Genomic DNA, 22,019 nt, shown 5'->3' with positions numbered 1-22,019 from the left:
CTACTCATCCCCTTTTCGGTATTCCTGTGCAATCTGCATGAACAACGATTCCAAGTCTTGTCCTGGTGTAACCGCCTCTTGGTAAGCTAATATGCCACCAGCGATAATACCGACATGGTCAACGATTTGTTCGACTTCGGATAAAATATGACTGGAAAGAATTACGGTAATTCCTTGCTTCGGGAAGGAGCGAATCAGCTCGCGTTGCTCCTGAATGCCAATGGGGTCAAGTCCGTTGGTTGGCTCATCTAAAATTAGTAGTTTGGGATGGTTGAGGAGCGCAATAGCAATGCCCAGCCGCTGTTTCATGCCCATCGAGAACTGGCCAGAGCGTTTTTTCCCGGTATGAGTCAAATCAACAATGTTCAGTACTTCATCAATTCGTGAATCAGGTAGTCCGAGCAAGGTTGTACGAACCTTTAAATTCTCTCTAGCAGTCAAATTCTCATAGAGTGGAGGAGATTCGATCAGTGCGCCGATCTGAGCGAGATCTTTTCGTGACCAAGGTTTTCCTTGGAATAATATTTCACCGCCTGTCGGACGTAGCATACCAGTTAACATTTTTAAGGTGGTTGATTTTCCAGCCCCATTTGGGCCAAGTAGTCCATAGACGGAATTCTCCTGAATAGACAGTGTGACGTTGTTCACCGCCTGTTGCCGTCTAAAGGTTTTGCAGAGATTTTTAGTCTGTAAAATAATGTTATCCATATCAGTTCATCCTTTTCATTCGTTCTGACAACTACTTTACAGATCAATTCTAAGAATTTTATAAGGATAGAAATATTAATGCTTCAAACTTTATGCATTCATGCGGTATTCGCTATAATGGATACAGTGATTTAGGAAAGGGATGTATTCATGAAGAGGGTTATCGTAATCGGAGCAGGAATTCTGGGGGCATCGACAGCATACCAGTTAGCAAAATTGGGCGCTGATGTCATTCTTGTAGACCGCAAAGATAAAGGGCAGGCGACTGATGCAGCTGCTGGCATTATTTGTCCCTGGTTATCACAGCGACGCAATCAAGCTTGGTACCAGCTAGCCAAAGCGGGCGCACGTTTTTACCCCGGATTGATTGAAGAACTTAAAAGCGAGGGGGAAACAGAAACTGGCTATGCTCAAGTTGGAGCTCTCAGTATTCATGATGATGTAGAGAAAATCAAAAAAATGCAGGAACGGGCACATTTACGTCATACAGATGCACCGGAAATCGGTGAAATTATGCAACTCAATGAAAAGGAAACCCATGAACGTTTTCCTTTGTTAGTAGATCGCTATCGCTCCGTTCATATTAGCGGTGCCGCACGTATAGATGGTCGTGCGCTGCGGGATGCGTTGATCCGATCAGCACAAAGAAATGGGGCAACCCTTATCCATGGAGATGCTGTGCTCCAATATGATTCCGATCATGTAACCGGAGTAACGGTTGGTGGAAACAGCTTTTCGTCTGACGTAGTCATTGTTTGTGCTGGTGCATGGGCCAATCAACTGATGCTGCCTTTGGGCATTCGCTTTAAGGTTAGCTTTCAAAAAGCACAAATCATGCATTTACAGATCCCTGATGGGCAAGATACAGGCACCTGGCCTGTAATCATGCCGCCTTCTGATCAATATTTGTTAGCGTTTGATCAACAGAAGATCGTCATAGGGGCGACTCACGAAAATGAAATCGAAGGATACGATACAAGAGTAACAGCAGGCGGGATGCAGGAAATCCTAAATAAAGGTTTAGAATTAGCACCTGATTTAGCAAATAGTACTTTTCAAGAGGTAAGAGTTGGTTTCCGTCCGTTTACACCTGGTTTTCTACCGGTGCTTGGAGCTGTTCCTGGCTGGAATGGCCTTATAGCGGCAAATGGGCTTGGAGCATCCGGGTTAACCATGGGTCCCTTTATTGGAAATCAGTTGGCAAAGTTGGTACTTGGAATGGCCTTGGATATCGATATCAATGATTATGATATTCAAAAAGCAATAGTTGAAAGTTGATCCTTGACTGAGGAGAACAATATATATACTGAAAAAGTCGCCATACTGGCGACTTTTAGTTTTAGTACTATATTTATTTTATACGTCATTCATCATGTCATTGAGATGCGAATTCTTCAACGATTGTGTTGCGAATTGCATGTTTTTTAAGTAGTCAATTTTATAGATACAGGAGTAGATCACATTTAATACATAGTCAAAGGCAATTTGCGACGAAAATGTACCAATCTTGGCATGTTTTACTTCGTCATTAGGCACCTGAATACAGATATTACTGAGTTTGGCCAATTCATTTTGACTGGTTGCTGTAATTGTGATAAAGGGAATATTTTCATGTGTAAAGTGCTTTGCTGCTTTTAAAAAGATCGGTGATTTTCCGTGGTAAGTTAAAAAAACAGCGCAATCCTGTGGCGTAAGATTAGCCGTATGGTACGCCCACTCAGACAGCTCCGTAGCTATAACCACATACTTGTTAATTTTCACTAATTTATTTTGGAAACTTTTCGCACGGATTTGTGAATCTCCTAACGCATATATAAAGATCCTTTTCGCTTGATCCAGCAATAGGGCTGTTTGCGACAATAAATCATCATCCATGAATGTAAAGTTTTTTTCTATCGTTTCCTTCATTAATTCTGCAATTTCTTTCGCCACTTGAAGTGGGGATTCATCAAAACCAAATGGATAGTTGGGGTCTACATTGGAAATGTTCTGGGTATTCTGCTGAAACTCCCGAGCAAGTTTGATTATGAACTCCTTGAAGCCAGATAGCCCAAGTTTATGTGTTAATCGATTAATCGCGGAATGCGAAGTATATGTTGCCTTTGCAAGCTCCTGAATATTTAAGTGCAGGATCCTTTCCTTATGAAGCAAAATATAGGATGCAATGCTTTTTTCGTTTGGTGTAAAGTTTTGCATTTCGGATAATTGCATCAGTATTTTCAACAGGTTCAACTCCGGTTCAATTGAAATGACGTTTGATAAAGGATCTAAAATAAACATTTTGTTTGAAAATAAATAAACATTTTTAAAAATATTCGGTTGATTGTACCATTTTGGCGGCAAATCCTTTACGATCAACGTTCTTCTTCTATAATAAATGAAAAAGAGCCTAGGGGGAATTAATATGCTTAACATCGGTTATATTGGGAATGGCAAAAGCACCAATCGGTATCATCTTCCTTTTTCATTGACCAGAGATCATTTGAACGTAAAGACGATCTACGCCCGTAATCCAGATAAAGGGGAGTGGGAGAAAATCCCTGGTGTGCAGTATACTGATAATCTTGAATCTCTAATGAACGATAAGGAAATTCAGTTGATTGTTATCTGTACACCTGTAGAATCCCACTACACTTATGCGAAAATGGCACTCGACCACGGGAAAAATGTACTTGTTGAAAAACCCTTTATGTTAACGAAAGAAGAAGCTGTGTCCATCTTCCAATATGCCAAAGAGAAAAATCTGATTATACAGTGCTATCAAAACAGACGTTACGATTCGGATTTCCTCACTACCAAGAAGGTTATTGAATCAGGAAAACTCGGTGATTTGTTGGAGGTGGAAATGCATTTCGATTATTACCGCCCTGAGACCCCCAACTCCACCTCTCATTTTTCCAAATATAACAGTTACCTCTATGGACATGGCGCTCATACCATTGACCAGGTTCTTGCCTATTTTGGGAAACCTGACACGATCCATTACGACGTGCGCCAATTGCTCGGTTCTGGAAGAATGAATGATTATTTTGATCTAGATTTTTATTATCCCTCACTTAAGGTATCCATTAAATCCAGCTTTTTTCGTTTAAAAGAGCGGCCGAGTTTTGTTGTATACGGCAAAAAAGGCGTTTTTATAAAGCAGACAAAGGATCGTCAGGAGGAGCATCTTAAATTATACTATCTGCCTAAGGGACACGCCGATTTCGGCATCGACCAGCCTGAGCATTATGGCATTTTAACATACCTTGATGATAAGGGCGAGTATCATGAAGATAAAATCGTTTCTGAAAAGGGAGACTATGCCCGAGTGTATGACGATATGTATCAGTCGATCGTAATTGGTAAAGAAAAAGTGATTAAAGACGAAGAAACGATAATGTGTATGGAAATACTTGAAAAAGGTATAGAGGAGTGCAGCTAAAATGAAGTTAGGAATTGTCGGAGCAGGGATGATCGTAGGGGATCTATTAAGCTTTATTCAGGAAATCCCGACCATTTTACTAAAGGGCATTTGTTCTAGACCTAGCCACAAGGGGAAATTACTGGATTTAAAAAGTAAATATGGAATATCTCAGATTTATTCGGATTACAGCGAGATGCTGATGAGTCGTGATGTGGATACAGTTTATATCGGGTTGCCTAATCATCTTCATTATTCATATGCGAAAGAGGCATTATTGAGTGGTAAACATGTCATCTGTGAGAAGCCGTTTACTTCCAATTTGCAAGAATTTCTAGAGCTAAAAGAAATTGCTCAGCAAAGAAAACTGGTATTGGTGGAAGCCATAACGAATCAATATTTGAAAAATTATTTGTCAATGAAGGAGTATCTACCTAAGCTTGGTGAGATCAAAATAGTGGAATGCAACTATTCTCAATACTCATCTCGGTATGAAGCTTTCAAAGCGGGAATAATCCAGCCTGCGTTTAATCCGGAGATGTCTGGTGGAGCCTTGATGGATATTAATTTATATAATATTCATTTGGTTGTTGGATTTTTCGGGAGCCCGAAGAAAGTGCAGTATTGGGCGAACATGGAGCGTGGAATTGATACTTCAGGTATGCTGCTGCTTGATTACGGTGACTTCAAGTGTGTCTGCATAGGTTCAAAAGACAGTACGGCTCCCAATGCAGTGAACGTTCAAGGCAATAAGGGCTATATACACATGGCAAGTTCAGCAAATATATGCGACTGCTTTGATCACACTGCGAATAAGGAAACGCCAATCCGGGTAGATCAGAAAGATCATCCCCATCGAATGTATGACGAATTCGTTGAGTTTGACCGTATCATCGAGGAAAAAGATTTGGAAAAAGTCTCAGAAATGCTTGAACACAGCGAGAGGGTCATGAATGTCATTGAGAAAGCCAAGCAATCCGCCAATCTTGTATTTGGTCCTGATAAATAAAGAAGCAGCTCAATTACTGAGTTGCTTCTGATCCGTAATTCCCACACAGCGGACACTGCATAACGGATAACCACTTCTTCGTTTAATCCTTGATTTCTCTCTTCAGTCATGTCTTTGATATTATTACTTCAAGTCATAATCCAATCACGAGGAAGTCTCTTTAGTTAGAGTGAATAATTCAGATGAAAAATCATATTTCTCCGCAATATTAAAATCCTGGTCAGCCTTATAAGGCGGGGTGAGTATAAGTCCGATGTTCATTAACTCGCTGCCTGTAAAACGTCGGTCCAATTCTTCCACGAAATATACTGCCATTTCGTCCAGTCCGATGAGCTTTAGCCGTGAATAAGCTGCATTGGGGCGTGAGAGAACCTGGTACCAGCCGACGAGAGCATGCTCACGTTCTGCATCAATGGTCATCCATGCTGTTTCATTTTTTTCAAAGGGACTTAGCAGACGGTAAAAGGTTCCCTGTGTAATTAATCGTCGGTGACGTTTATATACTTGTATTTGTTTTTTAATTACATTGCACTCTTCTTCGGACAACGCCAATGGGTCAAGTTCATAACCGAATATACCAAAGTAGGCGACATTGGATCTAGTTTGCAGCGGTGCCGTTCTGCCTACCTGGTGGTTCGGGATGCTTGACACATGAGCACCCATACTGCTAAGCGGATAGGCCATGGAAGTGCCATACTGAATCTTCAGACGTTCTATAGCCTCGCTATCGTCGCTTGTCCATGCTTGCGGAGCGTAATAAAGCATCCCTGGATCAAACCGTCCCCCACCGGAAGCACAGGACTCAAACAAAATCTCAGGGTGTTCGGTAATCAGCTTCTCATATAAAGCATATACACCCAGGACATAGCGGTGAAAAAATTCGCCCTGCCTTTCCTTGCCCAGAGATAACGAATAGGCTTCTGAAATACAGCGATTCATATCCCATTTTACGTATTCGATCCGAGCAGAAGAGAGCACGTCATCCATTAACTTAAACAGGTAATCCACGACAGGCGGTTGGGAATAATCAAGAACATATTGATGACGTCCATGCTTGCGTTGACGGCCGGGTGTTCCCACAACCCAGTCTGGATGCTCCCTCATAATATGAGAGTCGGAGTTAACCATTTCCGGCTCGAACCAAAGACCGAATTTCATCCCGAGCTGATTGATCTTCTTTGCCAAATTCGAGATCCCGTTCGGTAGCTTTTCAGGATTTTCAAACCAGTCACCGAGGGAAGAGGTATCATTGTTTCTTCGACCGAACCATCCGTCATCCAAGACAAAGAGTTCAATCCCCAGTTCACCTGCTTTTTTTGCCATATCAACTATTTTCTGCTCAGTAAAATCAAAATAGGTCCCCTCCCAGTTATTGATCAATACAGGTCGTTCCCGCTCGGTCCAACTGCTGCGAATTAAGTGTTTATTGTACAGGCTATGGTATGCTTGGCTCATGCCATTTAAACCGCTCTCAGAATAGACCAGAACTGCTTCAGGCGAATAAAAACATTCTCCTGGCTTCAGGGTCCAGCAGAATTTGTCAGGATGAATGCCGATCATCAATCGGGTAGTTGAATAGCTGTCCACTTCCGCCTGGGCAAGAAAGTTCCCGCTGTAAACGAGATTAACCGCATATACTTCTCCTTGGTGTTCCTGTGATCCGGGTTTGGCAAGCGCCAGAAATGGATTGTGAACATGACTACTAATTCCTCGAGTGCTCCCAATCGACTGTAGCCCAGGTCTCAATGGTGTACGCTCCACATGACGTTCCCTGCCCCAAGCCCCTGATAAATGAATAATTTCATATTCGGCTTCAGGAAGATCAAGACTCAGGCTCATTAGACGGTTGACTCTCAGGGGATTATTCCCGGAATTCGTTATGGATACGGATCTCGTGATCACGGGCAGTTCGCTGAAGATGGTGTAAGCAAGCACGGCCACCGTTCCTGTAAGAGAATCGGTCAGCGTGATGAGGAGTGTCTCTGCTTCATGTGCTTCCTTACAAAACGTAGCTGGAAGATGAGGAATTTTAGGTTTTCCAGTGATTACCTCGTAATGGTCATAAGTGAACTCCATTATATGAGATCCGTCCTCCTGTATGATCTCAATTGCTGGCTCTCGAAAGTCTCCACTTCCCGCAGAAGGAAATTCCTGCTTAATACTTTCCAACGATGTCACCAAGTCACTATCAAACTCACCGACAGACACGGGACGATAGCTTCGCTCGATAAAGCGGTCATATTGACCAAGGTACTCTATTTTTTTGCCGTAATATAAATGCTCCAATTGCCCGTTCTCCATGACACGGAAAAGATAACTACAGTATTTGTTCGTTAAGTAAAATGTCCGTTCCTTTTGGTTAACTTGTAGACTAGCCATGTACATAGCCCCTTTCAAAATATGTCGAACCACTTGAAAGCGTTATTATTGAATCAGCATAACAAAGATAGTGATAGTAAATACATGACTTTTTTTAAGTTGGATATGGGAAAAACAAAGAACCTTACAAAAAAATATAGTTTAGAGCCAAATTTTTTCTGGACATTTGTCATCCTTAACTTATGCTATACTGTTAAATTAACAAGCATAGGTTCTTTATTTGGAAAAGTGAGGAGGATGCCAATGGGCCAGAATATGATTCAATATGTTGATACGTATACCAGTTCAGAGCATAAAAATATATCAGATTTGATTTTGTATAACTGTGGCACAGAGCTCTGCTTATCCAAACAGGATTTTGGACCCATCGCCCGCGATTTTAATCTGGTTCATTTTGTGCTAAAAGGACGAGGTAGGCTGGTGATTGACAACAAAAATTACGATATAGGAGAAGGACAGGCTTTTTTAATTCCGGCCAATAGGGTAGCTTATTACCAGGCAGATGAAGCCGAGCCTTGGGAGTACAGTTGGGTCGGCTTTCTGGGCATTAAATCCGACATCTACCTGCAGAACATATCACTTCCGAGCCAGAACCCTTATGTAATCGATATCGAAGATATTACGTTCTTTCATTCCACGATTATTGAGATGTTGCGGATCGGAGATAACACGCTTTCTTCATCGCTGGCTATACAGGGGTATTTATTCCATATTCTTGCCAAACTTGTACACAATTTGGGGGAAACGATGTCGATAAAGGAACAGCTTCCTTATTCGGTGCAAGCGATAAACTTTATTGAGAAAAACTACATCAGTGGCATCCAGATTAGTGAAGTAGCGGAGTACCTTGGTCTACATCCGAATTATCTGACCTCCGTTTTCAAACTTGAGACTGGTGAAACGCCTAAACAATATCTGATAGTCCTCAGGATTAAAAAAGCGTGCGAATTGCTGCAGCATACAGACTATTCGATCCAGGTTATATCCAATTCGGTCGGCTATACCGATCAGTTGACCTTTTCGCGAGCTTTTAAAAATGTAATGAGCATATCACCCAGCGCGTATAGAAAAAAATTTCTTTGATTTTGCTATATAAATCTATAAAAATATTTGTATTTAGAAGCGGTTTTTTTTGCTATCGTAAAACTGTGGATTTTTTCCTGCATGGCATTTTAACGATTGTAGGAAGAGTACTTTTTACGGGAGGAGAATTCCGCGCGTGGATTTCATTATTGCTTTTATTCCAGCCCTTGGCTGGGGAGTTATGCCGATACTGGCGCATATTACAAAAGCCAGTCCCCGAGAACAACTGACAGGTACCGTTATTGGTGCTGTGCTGTTTTCCCTGTGCCTGTATACCATTCATCCTACCTCATTAACACCGATTCATTTTGTGGTAAGTTTTATATCTGGTATTTTTTGGGCCGCTGGACAATTGCTCCAGTTTCAAGCTTTTCAAAAAGTAAGCGTATCGATCGCCATTCCTGTGATTTGTGGTCTGCAGTTGATAGGGACGACGCTATTTGCCGCACTTATTTTGGGTGAATGGATAACAGGGTACCAATATGCGATAGGCGTTGGTTCTCTTCTGTGTATATTGGCAGGAGTTCTGTTAACCAGCTATCAGGGCAAGTCTGCTGGATTGCCCAAGCCTTTGCCGGTACCCATTATCATAATGTTGGTTTGCTCGGGGTTAGCGTTAAGCAGTTATGTCGTGATTAATCAGTTTTTTCATATATCCGGGCTATCCGTCATTCTGCCGCAATCGCTCGGTATGCTATGCTCAGCCATGGCCATGAATCTGAAGGGCAAAAAGCGGCTACGATTCTCTCTGGTGGTTCGCAATTTGTCGACAGGATTGGTTTGGAGCATTGCGAATCTAGCACTATTTATTTCCAATGGGCTGATCGGCATGGCGGCTAGTTTTCCGATCTCTCAAGCGAGCATTGCTATTGCCTGTGTTGGCAGCATTTTAATATTTAAGGAAAAGAAGAGTCCTCAGGAATGGATAGGTATACTTGCGGGAATTACAGTACTGATGATAGGAGTAGGAATGATCAGCATGCTCAAGCCTTAAGGAATCATTTTGTATCTTGTATATGATCAGGTGTTTTGACTGTTTGCCAGTAGGAACCACGAGACCACGTTCTTTTAGTAACGAAAAGAGCTTATCCATCTATGGGGTACGCTTTTTGGGATTGACAGAGGTAGGACTGCATGAGAAAATGTACGCGCGTACATAAAATGATTTGGAGGTGGGTAATATTGTTTCGCGCAAGGAAGTAGCCGAACTTTCCGGCGTGTCTGAAGCGACAGTATCCCGGGTCTTGAATGCGGTAGGTCCTATCAAAGAGGATACGCGAAGAAGGGTTCTGGACGCAGCCAATCAGCTTGGATATGTTCCCAGTGCGCTGGCCCGTAACTTTGCCCGAAGGAAGAGTGGCCATCTTGGTGTGGTTATGCCTTATGTCCCGAAGGCGCACTTGTTCTCAGCCTATTTTTTCTCTGAGATGCTGAGCGGTATCGGAAACAAGGCTAGAGACAGCGGACTTGATCTGCTTCTATTGTTCCGGAAGCCGGGGGAACGGATTGATTACAGTAGTCTTTTCCGTCAGCAAAGGATCGATACCTGTATCATCCTTGGAGCCAGGGATGACCACGATGAGGTGGAAGCTCTAAAGAGGCTTCAGGAAGAAGGACGTCCGTTCTGCGTCATGAATCACCATTTTGAAGGGCAATCGTTCTGTGAAGTGGATGCAGACCATGTAGAAGGCAGCCGGGCGGCTGTAAGTCACCTCATCGAGCAGGGATACAAGCGGATTGCCTTTCTCAACGGCCCGGATATCTATTCCAATAGTACTGAGCGAATGAAGGGTTATCGTACCGCACTTCAGGACGCTGGGATTGAATATGACCACGAACTGCTTCTGGAAGGTAACTATAGCCGTCGGAGCGGACTCGAAGCCTCAGCTACAATCGCAGACCAATTGAATGATATTGATGCTGTATTTGCGGCGAACGACCGGATGGCTCTTGGGGTAATGCAGGGTCTCCGTGAGCGCGGACTGGCAGCTGACCGGTTTCCGGCGTTTGTAGGCTATGACGATTCGGATGCGGCTGAGATGGCTGTTCCGCCGCTAAGCAGTGTCCGCGTACCTTTTTATGAGATGGGGGAGCTTGCAGCCTCGAAGCTTATACCCGATTCTCAGCATCTCATTCCGGCTCTGGAACTAACCGGGTGCGACTCAATAAGAGAACTCCTATCCACAGAACTGATTATCAGGGCGTCATCCATTCGTCAATAACACCATTCGTCAAAAATTCGTTGAAACTCAGACCCATAAGGAGGATCACGACATGTCTAATCGTCTTCGTATCGGAATGGTTGGCTACAAATTTATGGGCAAGGCTCACAGCAACGCTTACCGAAGTCTACCCATGTTCTTCCCAGATGCCCCGCTGCAGCCAGAGATGTCCGTTATCTGTGGACGCAACGAGCAGGGGGTTCAGGCAGCTGCCCGCCAGTACGGCTGGACCGAAAGTGTTACGGATTGGCGTGATCTAGTGAAACGTAACGATATTGATCTCATTGATATTAACGCCCCGAGTAATGCCCATAAAGAAATTGTCGTGGAGGCTGCCCTCCATGGCAAGCATCTGTTCTGTGAGAAGCCGCTTGCGCTCTCGCTGGCGGATTCACGTGACATGCTGCAGGTAGCAGAGCAAGCAGGGGTCAGACATATGGTAGGCTTCAACTATCGCTTTTCACCGGCTGTCCAGCTGGCAAAGCAGCTAGTCGAGAGCGGTCGCCTAGGCAAAATTTATCATTTTCGTGCCTTCTTCCTTCAAGACTGGATCATGGACCCGTCCTTCCCGCTGGTATGGCGGCTGCAAAAAGACGTGGCCGGTTCTGGCTCTCATGGTGATCTTGGCGCCCATCTGATTGATCTCGCTCGCTTCTTGGTTGGCGAGTTCCATGAAGTGATCGGCATGAGCGAGACATTCATCCAGCAGCGCCCGTTAGCTTTGGAGATGAGCGGGTTGAGCTCCAAAAGAAACACTGAAGCAAATGCTCCAATGGGAGAAGTGACAGTCGATGATGCCACGCTGTTCCTGGCACGCTTCGCCGGAGGTGCGCTGGGCAGCTTCGAGGCCACACGTTTTGCTGCCGGACATCGGAGCACCAATTCATTCGAGATCAACGGTAGCCTAGGCAGTGTGCGGTTTGACTTTGAACGAATGAACGAACTGGAAGTGTATTTCACACAGGATGAGGAAGACGTTCAGGGCTTTCGCCGCGTACTCGCCACCGATCCGGCACACAAGTATTCTGAAGCTTGGTGGCCTGCAGGACATACGATTGGATTCGAGCATACCTTCACCCATGAGATGCTTGAGATGTTGAGTGCCATCTCTGAAGGAAGGCAACCGTCGCCGAACTTCCGTGACGGTGTTGCTTGTCAGGCTGTGCTTGAAGCGGTAGAACGATCCATAGAGGAACGCCGCTGGGTATCCATTGAAGAAATGTAGTATAACAATACATTCCGAAAGGTGAGTGGATTACAGATGCGCAAGGCACTGATTGTATGGGGCGGATGGAACGGACATGAGCCGGAGCAGGTGGCGGCCATTTTTGAACGCATTTTGAAGGAAGAGCAGTTCGAGGTGGAGGTGTCTAATACCCTTGAAGCCTACCAGGATGCAGAGAAACTGCTTGACCTGGACCTGATCGTTCCAATGTGGACCATGGGACAGATTGAGCAGGAACTGGTCGATAATGTCTCCGCTGCGGTTCAAAGCGGCGTAGGTCTCACAGGCTGCCATGGTGGCATGTGTGATGCCTTCCGGAACAATGTGGATTGGCAGTTTATGACAGGCGGGCAATGGGTTGCGCATCCCGGCAATGACGGCGTAGAGTACATGGTGAACATGAAGCGCGGCTCCAGCCCACTTCTAGACCATATTGAGGATTTTCAGGTCAAAAGCGAGCAGTATTACCTCCACGTAGACCCAGCAGTTGAAGTGCTGGCAACCACACGCTTTCCGATCGTACCAGGCCCCCATTCAGCTAATGGGCCAGTGGATATGCCCGTTGTATGGACGAAGCGCTGGGGGAACGGCCGCGTCTTCTACAATTCGCTGGGGCATCACGCAGATATCATAGATATGCCTCAAGTGACCGAGATGATGCGCAGCGGGTTTCTGTGGGCAGCAGCAGGCAAACAGGCGGTGGCCACCCGGGGCAGCTCTCTCGCAGAGGCTTATACAGGCATGACAGACAACCAGCAACGCTAGGGTGAACAGGATGGTATCCGATGTAACAAAAGAATGCCATTATCCATTTTTTCTGAAGAAGAAGGGAGTCTAGGCATGAACAAAATGAAAGTAGGCATTATCGGGTGTGGTAAAATTAGCGGAATTTACATGGAAAATTGCCATCGTTTCGACATTCTGGAGCTGTACGCTGTAGCGGATCTGGACCAAGGTCGGGCAGAGGAGCAGGCGGTAGCGTTCAACGTTCCAAATGTATATTCGGTAGATGAGATTTTGGCTGATCCGGAGATCGAACTCATCATTAATTTGACCATTCCGGGCGTTCACGCCGACGTAAGTCTCAGAGCTCTTGAGGCAGGCAAGCATGTCTATGTGGAGAAGCCACTTGCCGTCACCCGTGAGCAGGGTCAGGCTGTCTTGGATCTTGCTCATCAAAAGGGACTGCTTGTCGGCTGCGCACCAGAGACCTTCTTTGGTTCCGGTATACAGACATCATTGAAGCTGATTGAAGACGGAGTCATTGGGAGTCCGGTAGCCGCTACGGCTTTCATGATGAGCCGTGGACATGAACATTGGCATCCTGATCCTGAATTTTATTATGCAGTCGGCGGCGGTCCAATGTTTGATATGGGCCCTTATTATTTGACGGCTCTGGTGCAAATGCTGGGTCCGATTGCTGCCATTTCGGGCATGACAGGCAAGGCGATGGACCAGCGAACGATTACGAGCGAGAAAAAGAAAGGCCAGACTATCCCAGTCGATATTCCGACCCATGTGGCCGGGTTGCTGCGCTTTAAGCAGGGAGCTGTCGGTACGCTGATTACCAGCTTTGACATCTTTGGTGGAAGCACTCTGCCACCGATTGAGGTTTACGGTACTCATGGCACGCTACAGGTGCCTGACCCGAACACGTTCGGAGGGCCAGTTCGCTATAGGCTGCTAGGCGAGCAAGAATGGACAGAGGCACCGCTGCTGCCTGGATACCAGGAGAATACACGGGGCATCGGTGTTGCCGATATGGCCTACGCTATCCGCAGCGGACGGCCTCACCGCGCTAGTGGAGAACTGGCCTACCATGTGCTGGAGGCGATGTGGGCGTTCCATGATTCCTCCGATCAGCAGACCTTCTATCCAATGCAGAGCACATGTCTGCGCCCGGCGGCTTTACCGGAAAACCTGCCCTTGTATACGTTAGATGCGTAAACTAATGTAAATTTTACATCCCGCTTTGAATGTTCATTTCTATTAAAAAGAAGACTCCAGCTCCGTTTTGACCGGGCTTTGGAGTCTTCTTAGTTCATTTTCAGGAAGGATTTTAATTGCGGGCATAAAATCATTCTTTACCGGTCGTTCTAGATATGTTATATTGTTGGCGTGGGAGGAGTACACGGATAAGAAGCCAAAAGTTATGGGGAGTGGTGTGAGTGTGAGATCTTGCCGTGGTGCTCTTCTACGAATATTAGAATGATCATTCTAATTATAACAGATGGAGAAGGGATGGATTGAACATGGAATATCGTGTATTAGGAAATACAGGCCTTAAAATAAGCAGTTTTGTATTAGGTACAGGTACTTTGGGTTTTTGGGGCAACAATACGGAGAAAGAAGCTACAGTCATGTTAGATGAGGCTTTGGCTGGAGGCATTAATCTGATCGATACAGCGGATGTCTATTCAAGTGGTCAATCCGAAGAAATTCTGGGTCACATCCTAAAAGGACGCAGACAGGATGTTATTCTGGCCACGAAAGGCGGAATGCCCATGGGCAGTGGGCTTAATCAATCCGGTAACTCGAAATATTGGATTAAGCGTGCAGTAGAGGGAAGCTTGAGAAGGTTGCAAACGGACTATATCGATTTGTATCAACTACATCAGCCGGATCTCCATACTGACATTGAAGAGAGTCTTGACGCACTTACGGACCTGGTTCGTGAAGGGAAAATTCGCTATATTGGTACATCCAATTTTCAGGCATGGCAAGTGACCGAAGCACAGTGGACTAGCGAACGTAAAAATACAGCACGCTTTGTATCCGAGCAAGCCCCATATTCCATTGTGAATCGGAGTGTCGAATTCGATTTGCTTGCTGCAACTGCAAAATATGGAATGGGCGTAATGGTTTGGAGCCCACTTTCGGGTGGTCTACTAACGGGAAAATACCGCTCAGGAGAAGCGGTTGCCCCAGATTCAAGAGCAGCGAGTTCTCTAGGGAAACTTTCAACTGTTGTAGACCCAAATCGAGAAGAAAACCGAACCAAGTTCGAAGCCGTTGCTAAGCTCCAAACCCTTGCAAATGAAGCAGGATTAACTTTGCCTCATCTTGCCATGGCATTTACACAAGCTCATTCGTCAGTTACTTCTGCTATAGTGGGGGCAAGAACAATTGAGCAACTACGTGAAACGTTAAAAGGCAGTGACATTCGATTAAGCACTGATATTCTGGATGCGATAGATGCTATCGTTCCGCCAGGAGTAACCCTGGATGCCCTGGAAAAAGGATGGACGCCTGATTGGTTACAAGCAGACAAACGAAGAATCCTGGGTTAAATATATAAGACAGACCTCATAGCTGTAATGTATTCACATATTTTAAATCTAGTTTGCCGATCCTTCACTAAATTGTATAATGATTATTCGAGGTGATGACGATGGCAAGATCAAAAGAATTTGAAGTTAATGAAGTATTAGATAAAGCGATACACCTGTTTTGGGCACAAGGATATGAGAAAACTTCAATGCAAGATTTGGTTGAGTTTATGGGCATTCACCGAAGAAGTATCTATGATACCTTTGGGGATAAGCATGCCTTATTTATGAAAGCTCTCGAACGATATGAAACGAAGCAGACCAGCAAAATGAGGTTTCTGATTGAAAAACAAAAACCGATCAAAGAATCAATTCGGGAGTTGTTTGAGGCGACAGTAAGAAACGAAGGAGAACCTCTAGGGTGTTTTCTCGTGAATTCAGGTGTGGAACTCGGCGTGTTGGATCCTGAAGTTGCATCCTTAGTTGATGAAAGTTATTCGCGAACTGAGGAACTCTTGACTAACCTTGTTCTGAAGGGTCAACAATCGGGTGAATTCAAGGCTGACTTGGATCCTGTAGTTATTTCTCATTATTTAATGAATGCGTGGTTAGGGCTACGTACGTTGGTTAAGACAACAACGGATCAGCAAAAATTAAAGAATATTATTGATATGACACTGACCGCTTTAGATTAAAAGTGAAATTACAGCATGACAGGCAAAAGGAGTTACCTCAATGGAGGACTGTTTGTTTCCGTGATACAAGTTTTTTCTTGTCCCTCTAACATAAGAAAGAACTTGTATCTTACGCCTCAAACATGTCAAGGAATACCGCTCCAAAATTACAATTCTTAGCCACGAAAAAATTCTTTATTGTTCGTTCTAAAATTGATATGCTAATAGCAAGTCAGATCTAACTGTTTTTTTTGCCCTAATAAGAATGGTCGTTCTAAAATCGTCTTTAAAACTTATTTACACTAATATGCATGTTATGAAGGAGAGAATATTATGAAGTATACAGTTATTACAGGAGCAAGCTCGGGGATTGGATATGAAACGTCATTGGCATTTGCGGCACGTGGCAAAAACCTAATCTTGGTAGCTAGAAGATTTGATAAATTAGAAGAACTCAAATCAGCAATTCACAATATTGACCCTAATGTAAATGTTATTGTTCATACAAGTGACCTGTCTGTTACAGATCAAGCCTACACACTATATAACGATTTAAAGGAATACCAAATTGAGACCTGGATAAACAATGCGGGACTCGGTGAATCTTCTTTTGTAGCAGAACAGAATTTAGATAAAGTTGAAACCATGTTACGTGTTAATATCGAAGCTTTGACCATCCTTTCTACACTATATGTACGAGATTATGCTGATGTAGAAGGAACTCAGTTAATTAACGTTTCATCTGGACTTGGATATGCCATTGCTGTTGGGAGTGTTACTTATTCTGCATCTAAGTATTACGTTAGTGCCTTCACAGAAGGACTTGCAAAAGAACTAGAAATAAAAGGTGCAAAACTAAAGGCAAAGGTTTTGGCACCAGCTATAACAGAAACGGAATTTGTGAAGAAATCATTAGATGCAGAAGATTTTGATTATAAAGCAAACATGCCTAAGTACCACACTGCCAAACAAATGGCGGGCTTCATGGTGGATCTTTATGACAGCAACGAAGGGGTAGGGATTGTAGACCAGAACTATAATTTCAATCTCAGAGGTCAAATATATCCGATCATTTCAGAATTTTAAATTCAATTTATAGATCTGTTGAGTTTATTGAAAGAGGAGAGTATCCAATGAAAAGTTGTGGAGTAAAACGAAGATTGGAAAAATGGAGCTGCCACATCGTTTAGCAATGGCACCAATGACACGTAGCAGATCGCAAGAAGATGGCACACCGGGAGAGCTAACATCTCTTTATTATGCTCAGCGTGCATCAATGGGACTCATTATTACGGAGGGTACACAACCTTCTGATGATGGTCAAGGGTACTTATGGACACCTGGGATTTATACGGATAAACATATTGAAGGATGGAAAAAGGTTACCGATGCAGTGCACGAAGCAGGTGGATATATGTATATTCAGTTAATGCATGCTGGTCGTATGTCGCATCCTGATAATACACCACATCATCGCCAACCTGTTGCACCATCTGCAATCGCGCCTGGTGTAGAGATGTTTACTGCTAAAGGTATGCAGGAAATCCCCGTTCCCCGTGAGTTAAGTGTAGAGGACATTCAAACGACTATAGCAGATTTCCGGAAAGCAGCAGCAGCGGCTATTAAAGCAGGTGCGGATGGCGTTGAAATTCATGGAGCCAATGGTTATCTGATTAATCAATTTATCGGAGAAAACTCGAATACACGAACAGATCAATACGGGGGATCTATAGAAAATCGTGCTCGCTTTGCGATCGAATTAACAAAAGCCATCGTCGAAGAAATTGGAGCAGAAGCAACAGGCTTCCGTATTTCGCCAGGGACACCTCTAGGTGGGATCCAAGACGGAGAACAAGGTCCTGAACTTTATCGCTATCTTGTAAAGGAATTAGCTCAATTGGATCTGGCTTACCTTCATGTCATGCATCTAGGAAATGAAAAGCTGCTCCAAGACATTCGCTCAATATGGACGAATCCATTGTTAGTCAATCGTGCAGGACGGGCTCTGGAAGATCTTAGTACGGATTTAGATAGTGGCCTTGCTGATATGGTGCCCGTTGGTGTGTGGTCATTAGCCAATCCAGATTTGGTGGAACGACTTCAAAAAGGAGCGTCATTGAACGAAGCAGACCCGACAACATTTTTTGGTCTGGGGAGTAAAGGTTACACGGACTATCCGACGATACGAGAATTAGAATCGCAAGAGGGACTACAATAGCAAAAGAGTGGAACATGGCGTACAACCGTAAATTGTACGCCATGTTTTTAGCCAATAGTTTCATGGTTATGCTATCTCCAAATTAGCAAAGGAAGAGGATGAATATGAGAGCAGCACAAATACAGAAATATTCAAAAAAAATCCAAGTGGAGTTAAATGATGTTGACATGCCACAGATCAACAACCATGAGGTGCTTGTCAAAGTAAAGGCAGCAGGTGTAAATCCACTGGATATCCTAAATTTGAATGGTAGTGTTCGGATGATTGCTGACTATAAGTTGCCATTAACTTTAGGGAATGAGCTATCTGGGGTTATTGAAGCTGTTGGTGATGATGTTTTGAATTTTAAGGTTGGTGACCCTGTTTATACGAGGTTGCCGCTTAATAAAATCGGTGCTTTTGCCGAGTATGCGGCCGTAAATGAAGATGCTTTATCCATCATGCCTGAAAATCTATCTTTTATTGAAGCTGCTGCTGTACCCCTTACTGCCTTGACTGCTTATCAAGCATTGCACGATGTACTCCATGTCCAGCCGAATAAAAAGCTATTCATTCCTGGAGGAACCGGAGGATTTGGCGCTATGGCAATCCCCATTGCCAAATCACTGGGGTTATTTGTTATTACAAGTGGAAGTGAAAGAAGCAGATCACGTACAATGTCGATCGGGGCCGATCAATTCATCAATTATAAGACAGAGAATTATGCTAATATACTGTCCAATATCGATTACGTGATCGACACCTTGGGGACCAAAGAGATCAAAGCTGAACTGGGCATTTTAAAACCGCATGGGAAATTGGTATCCTTGAAAGCCGGACCTAATTATCGCTTTGCGGTTGACAATCGTTTTCCCCTGTGGAAAAAAGCATTGTTTGGTCTGGTGGGTGCTCGCTTAGATTCTTTAGCACGCAAGAATCAAAATGAATATCATTTTTTATTTGTGCAAGCCAATGGAAGTCAATTACAAGATATCACTAAACTTGTTGAACAGAAAAATATAAAGCCCTCAATAGACTCGGCTTATACGTTTGGTGACATTAACAAGGCGTTGATTAAAGTGTCGACGGGCCACTCCCAGGGCAAAGTGATTGTGACCTTCTAAGTAAGTTCTAGTTCACATACTTCTCTATCGTGCTTCGGACTGCTCCGGGACCTGCCAGCATTTCATGAAACATGGCTTCAATCTTGTCGCCCAGACCAATTTCATATAATCGGACACCGAACAATTTGTCATCCTCGAGGAGGCAGCGAACCTCGGAGGTCTGATCGCCCAGCTTCGTATTCTGCAAATATCCCTGCAACGTATCCAGTAACGGGTCCGGACTGAGTGTGAAGGGTTCTCCTTGATCATCCACTCCCAGCAAATAGCGACACCAGATCGCAATGGTCAAGGGAATAGCAGTCAAGTTCGCAGGATCAAGTCCTACTGTGCCAACATAAGACTTTATGGTTTCACCAAAACGGATGCTCATCTTTTGAGAGGTATCTGTTGCAATCCGCTGTGGCGTATCCGGAATATAGGGATTGGCGAAGCGTTCCTGCAATACCTCGTCAATAAATGGTTTCGGTTGAATAATACCGGGATCAACTACAACAGGCAACCCTTCCTTGTAGCCGATAGTTTCCACCAGACGACGTAATGTGTGATCCTTCATTTCATCTGCAATAAGCTCATACCCAAGCAGACACCCAGCTAGCGCCAGCGCTGTATGCAGCGGATTGAGACAGGTAGTGACTTTCATCTTCTCCACTTTGTCCACTGTATCCCGATTCGTGAAAATGATACCAGCTTCCTCCAGTGCAGGTCTCCCGTTCGTAAACTTGTCTTCAATGACCAAATACTCGCTAACCTCAGCATTGACAAAGGGAGCCGTATACGTATGCCTGGAGGTAACGATTAACTCCATGTCGGCTAACCCCAGTTCCTGAAGAGCAGACTGTACTTGCAAGGAAGGGCGGGGGGTAATTTTGTCGATCATGGTCAGGGGGAAGGTTATTTTCTCCTCATTCTGCAGATAGTCTGCAAATCCTTCCTTTACCAGGCCTCTGCGAGTCCACTCCTTGGCGATGGCAATCATACTATCCTTTAACAGATCGCCGTTATGGGAGCAATTATCCATGCTCACAAAAGTCATTGGAAGTCGCCCCTTTAGATAACGCCGATAGGCAAGCGAAGTAGCTATGCTCATCACATGCGCTGGTTGTTCAGGGCCATTCATCAAATCCCTCTCTACAACAGCCAGATACTTGCCGTCGGGCCCGGTCAGAGCGTATCCTTTTTCCGTGACAGTAAAGCTGGCCATCTGCAGGGACGGATTCTCAAATATTTCAATCAGACGGAGGTAGTCGTCTGGACGATTCTGTTCTGCCGCGATTTCCTCAACGATGCTTGCGACCACGCTCTTGTGAAATCTTCCGTCTGCACTCATCAGCACCAGTAAGGTTAAATTGTCGTAAGGCTTATAGGCTTTGTCGATCATTTCAAAATCAAAGGCTTCGGCTGCAATAATACCTGTATCCGCTTTCAAGTTATTCAGCAGTTGTTGCTGCGCATTGGCTATCAACCCTCGAAAAATATTGCCTGCGCCAAAATGCACCCATTGCGGTCTAAGTCGGGTGTTATGGGCTACAAGCTCCAGATCATATTTCGGCAATTCAATACCTGCTGCTTCCCAGGCCGCCTTATCTAAAAGGCCTTTCCGGTCAAGTTGGAGCATTTATTTCACTCCTTTGCCTTGAGCGAGACTATCCCAGACACCAAGTAAGTACATAACTCCCAGTGCACGGTCATACAAACCATAGCCTGGCCGACAATTCTTTTCTTCCCCCCATAGATGTCTGCCGTGATCTGGACGTACATATCCCTGATAGCCGTTCTCGTGATAAGCTCTAACTATTTCCGGTACATCGACGCTTCCGTCCTTCCCGCGATGTGACACTTCAATAAAGTCTCCATTCTCAAACACCTTGACATTACGAATATGCGCAAAATGAATACGATCATGAAACTCCCGAATCATGGCTGGTAAATCATTCTCAGGATTACTTCCCAGTGAGCCTGTGCAGAAGGTTAGACCATTATATGGACTGCTCACTGCGTCTAGGATGCGCCGGATGGTCTCACGACTCCGGACAATTCTCGGCAATCCGAAGATGGGCCATGCTGGATCATCAGGATGAATGGCCATCTTGATGTCAGACTCCTCGCAGACCGGGATGATGCGCTCAAGAAAATACTTTAGGTTGTCAAACAACTTGTCTTCTGTGACATCCGCATAAGCAGCAAAAAGTTCATCCAGTCTCGCCAACCGTTCCGGTTCCCAGCCAGGCATGGTGAACTTCCCAGCTCCCTTGAGAATCCGATCCACCATTTGGCGGGGATCATCAGTAATGGCAGCCTTTTCATAAAAGAGGGCATTGGACCCGTCAGGCAGTTCCTTGTACAGCTCTGTTCTGGTCCAATCAAAGACAGGCATAAAGTTATAGCAAATCACCTTAACTCCCACTTTGGCTAATTTTCGAATGGTGTCGATATAAATGTCAATATATTGATCGCGGGATGGTAGGCCGATTTTGATATCATCGTGGACATTTACACTTTCTACGACCGCCGAACTAAAGCCCTTGCTCGTAATCTGATCAGCTACCTCCTGAATTCGCTCCATTTCCCATACTTCACCAGCTACCTTATCATGTAAAGACCAGACAATGCCCATAACTCCAGGAATTTGCCGGATATGGTCCAGCGTAATATTGTCGTTGCCTTCTCCATACCATCTCCAGGTCATATTCATAGCGATACCTCCCTGATTATATTTCGTCTGTCTT

The 22,019-nt window shown here is 44.5% G+C and carries 19 protein-coding genes; 14 read left to right on the top strand and 5 right to left on the bottom strand.

What is annotated here, in order from left to right; genetic code table 11:
• Complete coding sequence (locus tag ACYCS5_RS28440) at positions 1–708, bottom strand: lantibiotic protection ABC transporter ATP-binding protein (RefSeq protein ID WP_340885560.1); 708 nt, start codon at positions 706–708, stop codon at positions 1–3.
• A gap of 150 nt (positions 709–858) precedes the next feature.
• Between ACYCS5_RS28440 and ACYCS5_RS28435 the strand changes: the two genes are divergently transcribed.
• Positions 859–1,986 (top strand): NAD(P)/FAD-dependent oxidoreductase, encoded by a 1,128-nt coding sequence (locus ACYCS5_RS28435; RefSeq protein WP_459760540.1) that lies wholly within the window; start codon positions 859–861, stop codon positions 1,984–1,986.
• A gap of 78 nt (positions 1,987–2,064) precedes the next feature.
• On the opposite strand, the gene ACYCS5_RS28430 is transcribed toward ACYCS5_RS28435, so the two are convergent.
• Complete coding sequence (locus ACYCS5_RS28430) at positions 2,065–2,931, bottom strand: MurR/RpiR family transcriptional regulator (protein ID WP_069011829.1); 867 nt, start codon at positions 2,929–2,931, stop codon at positions 2,065–2,067.
• A gap of 181 nt (positions 2,932–3,112) precedes the next feature.
• On the opposite strand from ACYCS5_RS28430, the gene ACYCS5_RS28425 reads away from it, so the two are divergent.
• Complete coding sequence (locus tag ACYCS5_RS28425) at positions 3,113–4,132, top strand: Gfo/Idh/MocA family oxidoreductase (RefSeq protein WP_069011831.1); 1,020 nt, start codon at positions 3,113–3,115, stop codon at positions 4,130–4,132.
• Position 4,133: 1 nt separating this feature from the next.
• On the top strand, positions 4,134–5,120 hold the full coding sequence (locus tag ACYCS5_RS28420; protein ID WP_459760539.1) for a Gfo/Idh/MocA family protein: 987 nt from the start codon (positions 4,134–4,136) through the stop codon (positions 5,118–5,120).
• A 144-nt stretch (positions 5,121–5,264) separates the two neighbouring features.
• On the opposite strand, the gene ACYCS5_RS28415 is transcribed toward ACYCS5_RS28420, so the two are convergent.
• Entirely contained in the window at positions 5,265–7,499 is a 2,235-nt protein-coding gene (locus ACYCS5_RS28415) for an alpha-galactosidase (protein WP_340885552.1), read from the bottom strand.
• A 243-nt stretch (positions 7,500–7,742) separates the two neighbouring features.
• Here ACYCS5_RS28415 and ACYCS5_RS28410 point away from each other — a divergent pair, with 243 nt between their 5' ends.
• The 11 genes from ACYCS5_RS28410 to ACYCS5_RS28360 all read left to right on the top strand — a co-directional run bounded on the left by ACYCS5_RS28410 (position 7,743) and on the right by ACYCS5_RS28360 (position 19,293).
• A complete protein-coding gene (locus ACYCS5_RS28410) occupies positions 7,743–8,582 on the top strand; it encodes an AraC family transcriptional regulator (RefSeq protein WP_459760538.1) in 840 nt (279 codons plus the stop codon).
• 136 nt (positions 8,583–8,718) lie between these two features.
• On the top strand, positions 8,719–9,576 hold the full coding sequence (locus tag ACYCS5_RS28405) for a GRP family sugar transporter (protein WP_069011836.1): 858 nt from the start codon (positions 8,719–8,721) through the stop codon (positions 9,574–9,576).
• Positions 9,577–9,748: 172 nt separating this feature from the next.
• Positions 9,749–10,804 (top strand): LacI family DNA-binding transcriptional regulator, encoded by a 1,056-nt coding sequence (locus ACYCS5_RS28400; RefSeq protein WP_176715732.1) that lies wholly within the window; start codon positions 9,749–9,751, stop codon positions 10,802–10,804.
• A 52-nt stretch (positions 10,805–10,856) separates the two neighbouring features.
• Positions 10,857–12,029 (top strand): Gfo/Idh/MocA family protein, encoded by a 1,173-nt coding sequence (locus ACYCS5_RS28395; RefSeq protein ID WP_039273095.1) that lies wholly within the window; start codon positions 10,857–10,859, stop codon positions 12,027–12,029.
• Between the two features lie 36 nt (positions 12,030–12,065).
• On the top strand, positions 12,066–12,794 hold the full coding sequence (locus ACYCS5_RS28390; RefSeq protein WP_029515175.1) for a ThuA domain-containing protein: 729 nt from the start codon (positions 12,066–12,068) through the stop codon (positions 12,792–12,794).
• Positions 12,795–12,869: 75 nt separating this feature from the next.
• Positions 12,870–13,976 (top strand): Gfo/Idh/MocA family protein, encoded by a 1,107-nt coding sequence (locus ACYCS5_RS28385; RefSeq protein WP_459760537.1) that lies wholly within the window; start codon positions 12,870–12,872, stop codon positions 13,974–13,976.
• Between the two features lie 305 nt (positions 13,977–14,281).
• The gene (locus tag ACYCS5_RS28380) at positions 14,282–15,319 is read left to right on the top strand and encodes an aldo/keto reductase (protein WP_459760536.1); all 1,038 of its coding nucleotides are present in this window, start codon (positions 14,282–14,284) and stop codon (positions 15,317–15,319) included.
• A gap of 101 nt (positions 15,320–15,420) precedes the next feature.
• Positions 15,421–15,993, top strand: a complete 573-nt coding sequence (locus ACYCS5_RS28375; protein ID WP_029515180.1) for a TetR/AcrR family transcriptional regulator — start codon at positions 15,421–15,423, stop codon at positions 15,991–15,993.
• Between the two features lie 312 nt (positions 15,994–16,305).
• Entirely contained in the window at positions 16,306–17,058 is a 753-nt protein-coding gene (locus tag ACYCS5_RS28370; protein ID WP_029515182.1) for an SDR family NAD(P)-dependent oxidoreductase, read from the top strand.
• 106 nt (positions 17,059–17,164) lie between these two features.
• A complete protein-coding gene (locus ACYCS5_RS28365) occupies positions 17,165–18,190 on the top strand; it encodes an alkene reductase (RefSeq protein ID WP_459760535.1) in 1,026 nt (341 codons plus the stop codon).
• Positions 18,191–18,294: 104 nt separating this feature from the next.
• Positions 18,295–19,293 carry an NADP-dependent oxidoreductase gene (locus ACYCS5_RS28360; RefSeq protein ID WP_459760534.1) on the top strand — a complete coding sequence of 333 codons (999 nt, stop codon included), beginning with the start codon at positions 18,295–18,297 and terminating at the stop codon, positions 19,291–19,293.
• A 7-nt stretch (positions 19,294–19,300) separates the two neighbouring features.
• On the opposite strand, the gene ACYCS5_RS28355 is transcribed toward ACYCS5_RS28360, so the two are convergent.
• Positions 19,301–20,908: a mannitol dehydrogenase family protein gene (locus ACYCS5_RS28355; protein ID WP_459760533.1), complete on the bottom strand. Its 1,608-nt coding sequence runs from the start codon at positions 20,906–20,908 to the stop codon at positions 19,301–19,303.
• Positions 20,909–21,985 (bottom strand): mannonate dehydratase, encoded by a 1,077-nt coding sequence (gene uxuA / locus ACYCS5_RS28350; RefSeq protein ID WP_029515187.1) that lies wholly within the window; start codon positions 21,983–21,985, stop codon positions 20,909–20,911. It lies immediately after the preceding gene.
• Positions 21,986–22,019: the final 34 nt, after the last annotated feature.

It is taken from the genome of Paenibacillus sp. SEL3, from assembly GCF_054602585.1.
Note: the sequence above shows the minus strand (reverse complement) of the source record. Positions and strands in the feature narration are given on the sequence as shown.

What these genes read in the sequence shown, in the direction of transcription:
- ACYCS5_RS28360 (WP_459760534.1), top strand. Translation starts at nt 18,295, where the DNA reads ATGAGAGCAGCACAAATACAGAAATATTCAAAAAAAATCCAAGTGGAG.
- ACYCS5_RS28420 (WP_459760539.1), top strand. Translation starts at nt 4,134, where the DNA reads ATGAAGTTAGGAATTGTCGGAGCAGGGATGATCGTAGGGGATCTATTA.
- ACYCS5_RS28440 (WP_340885560.1), bottom strand. Translation starts at nt 708, where the DNA reads ATGGATAACATTATTTTACAGACTAAAAATCTCTGCAAAACCTTTAGA.
- ACYCS5_RS28425 (WP_069011831.1), top strand. Translation starts at nt 3,113, where the DNA reads ATGCTTAACATCGGTTATATTGGGAATGGCAAAAGCACCAATCGGTAT.
- ACYCS5_RS28415 (WP_340885552.1), bottom strand. Translation starts at nt 7,499, where the DNA reads ATGGCTAGTCTACAAGTTAACCAAAAGGAACGGACATTTTACTTAACG.
- ACYCS5_RS28355 (WP_459760533.1), bottom strand. Translation starts at nt 20,908, where the DNA reads ATGCTCCAACTTGACCGGAAAGGCCTTTTAGATAAGGCGGCCTGGGAA.
- ACYCS5_RS28395 (WP_039273095.1), top strand. Translation starts at nt 10,857, where the DNA reads ATGTCTAATCGTCTTCGTATCGGAATGGTTGGCTACAAATTTATGGGC.
- ACYCS5_RS28385 (WP_459760537.1), top strand. Translation starts at nt 12,870, where the DNA reads ATGAACAAAATGAAAGTAGGCATTATCGGGTGTGGTAAAATTAGCGGA.
- ACYCS5_RS28390 (WP_029515175.1), top strand. Translation starts at nt 12,066, where the DNA reads ATGCGCAAGGCACTGATTGTATGGGGCGGATGGAACGGACATGAGCCG.
- ACYCS5_RS28365 (WP_459760535.1), top strand. Translation starts at nt 17,165, where the DNA reads ATGGCACCAATGACACGTAGCAGATCGCAAGAAGATGGCACACCGGGA.
- ACYCS5_RS28410 (WP_459760538.1), top strand. Translation starts at nt 7,743, where the DNA reads ATGGGCCAGAATATGATTCAATATGTTGATACGTATACCAGTTCAGAG.
- uxuA (WP_029515187.1), bottom strand. Translation starts at nt 21,985, where the DNA reads ATGAATATGACCTGGAGATGGTATGGAGAAGGCAACGACAATATTACG.
- ACYCS5_RS28370 (WP_029515182.1), top strand. Translation starts at nt 16,306, where the DNA reads ATGAAGTATACAGTTATTACAGGAGCAAGCTCGGGGATTGGATATGAA.
- ACYCS5_RS28375 (WP_029515180.1), top strand. Translation starts at nt 15,421, where the DNA reads ATGGCAAGATCAAAAGAATTTGAAGTTAATGAAGTATTAGATAAAGCG.
- ACYCS5_RS28380 (WP_459760536.1), top strand. Translation starts at nt 14,282, where the DNA reads ATGGAATATCGTGTATTAGGAAATACAGGCCTTAAAATAAGCAGTTTT.
- ACYCS5_RS28435 (WP_459760540.1), top strand. Translation starts at nt 859, where the DNA reads ATGAAGAGGGTTATCGTAATCGGAGCAGGAATTCTGGGGGCATCGACA.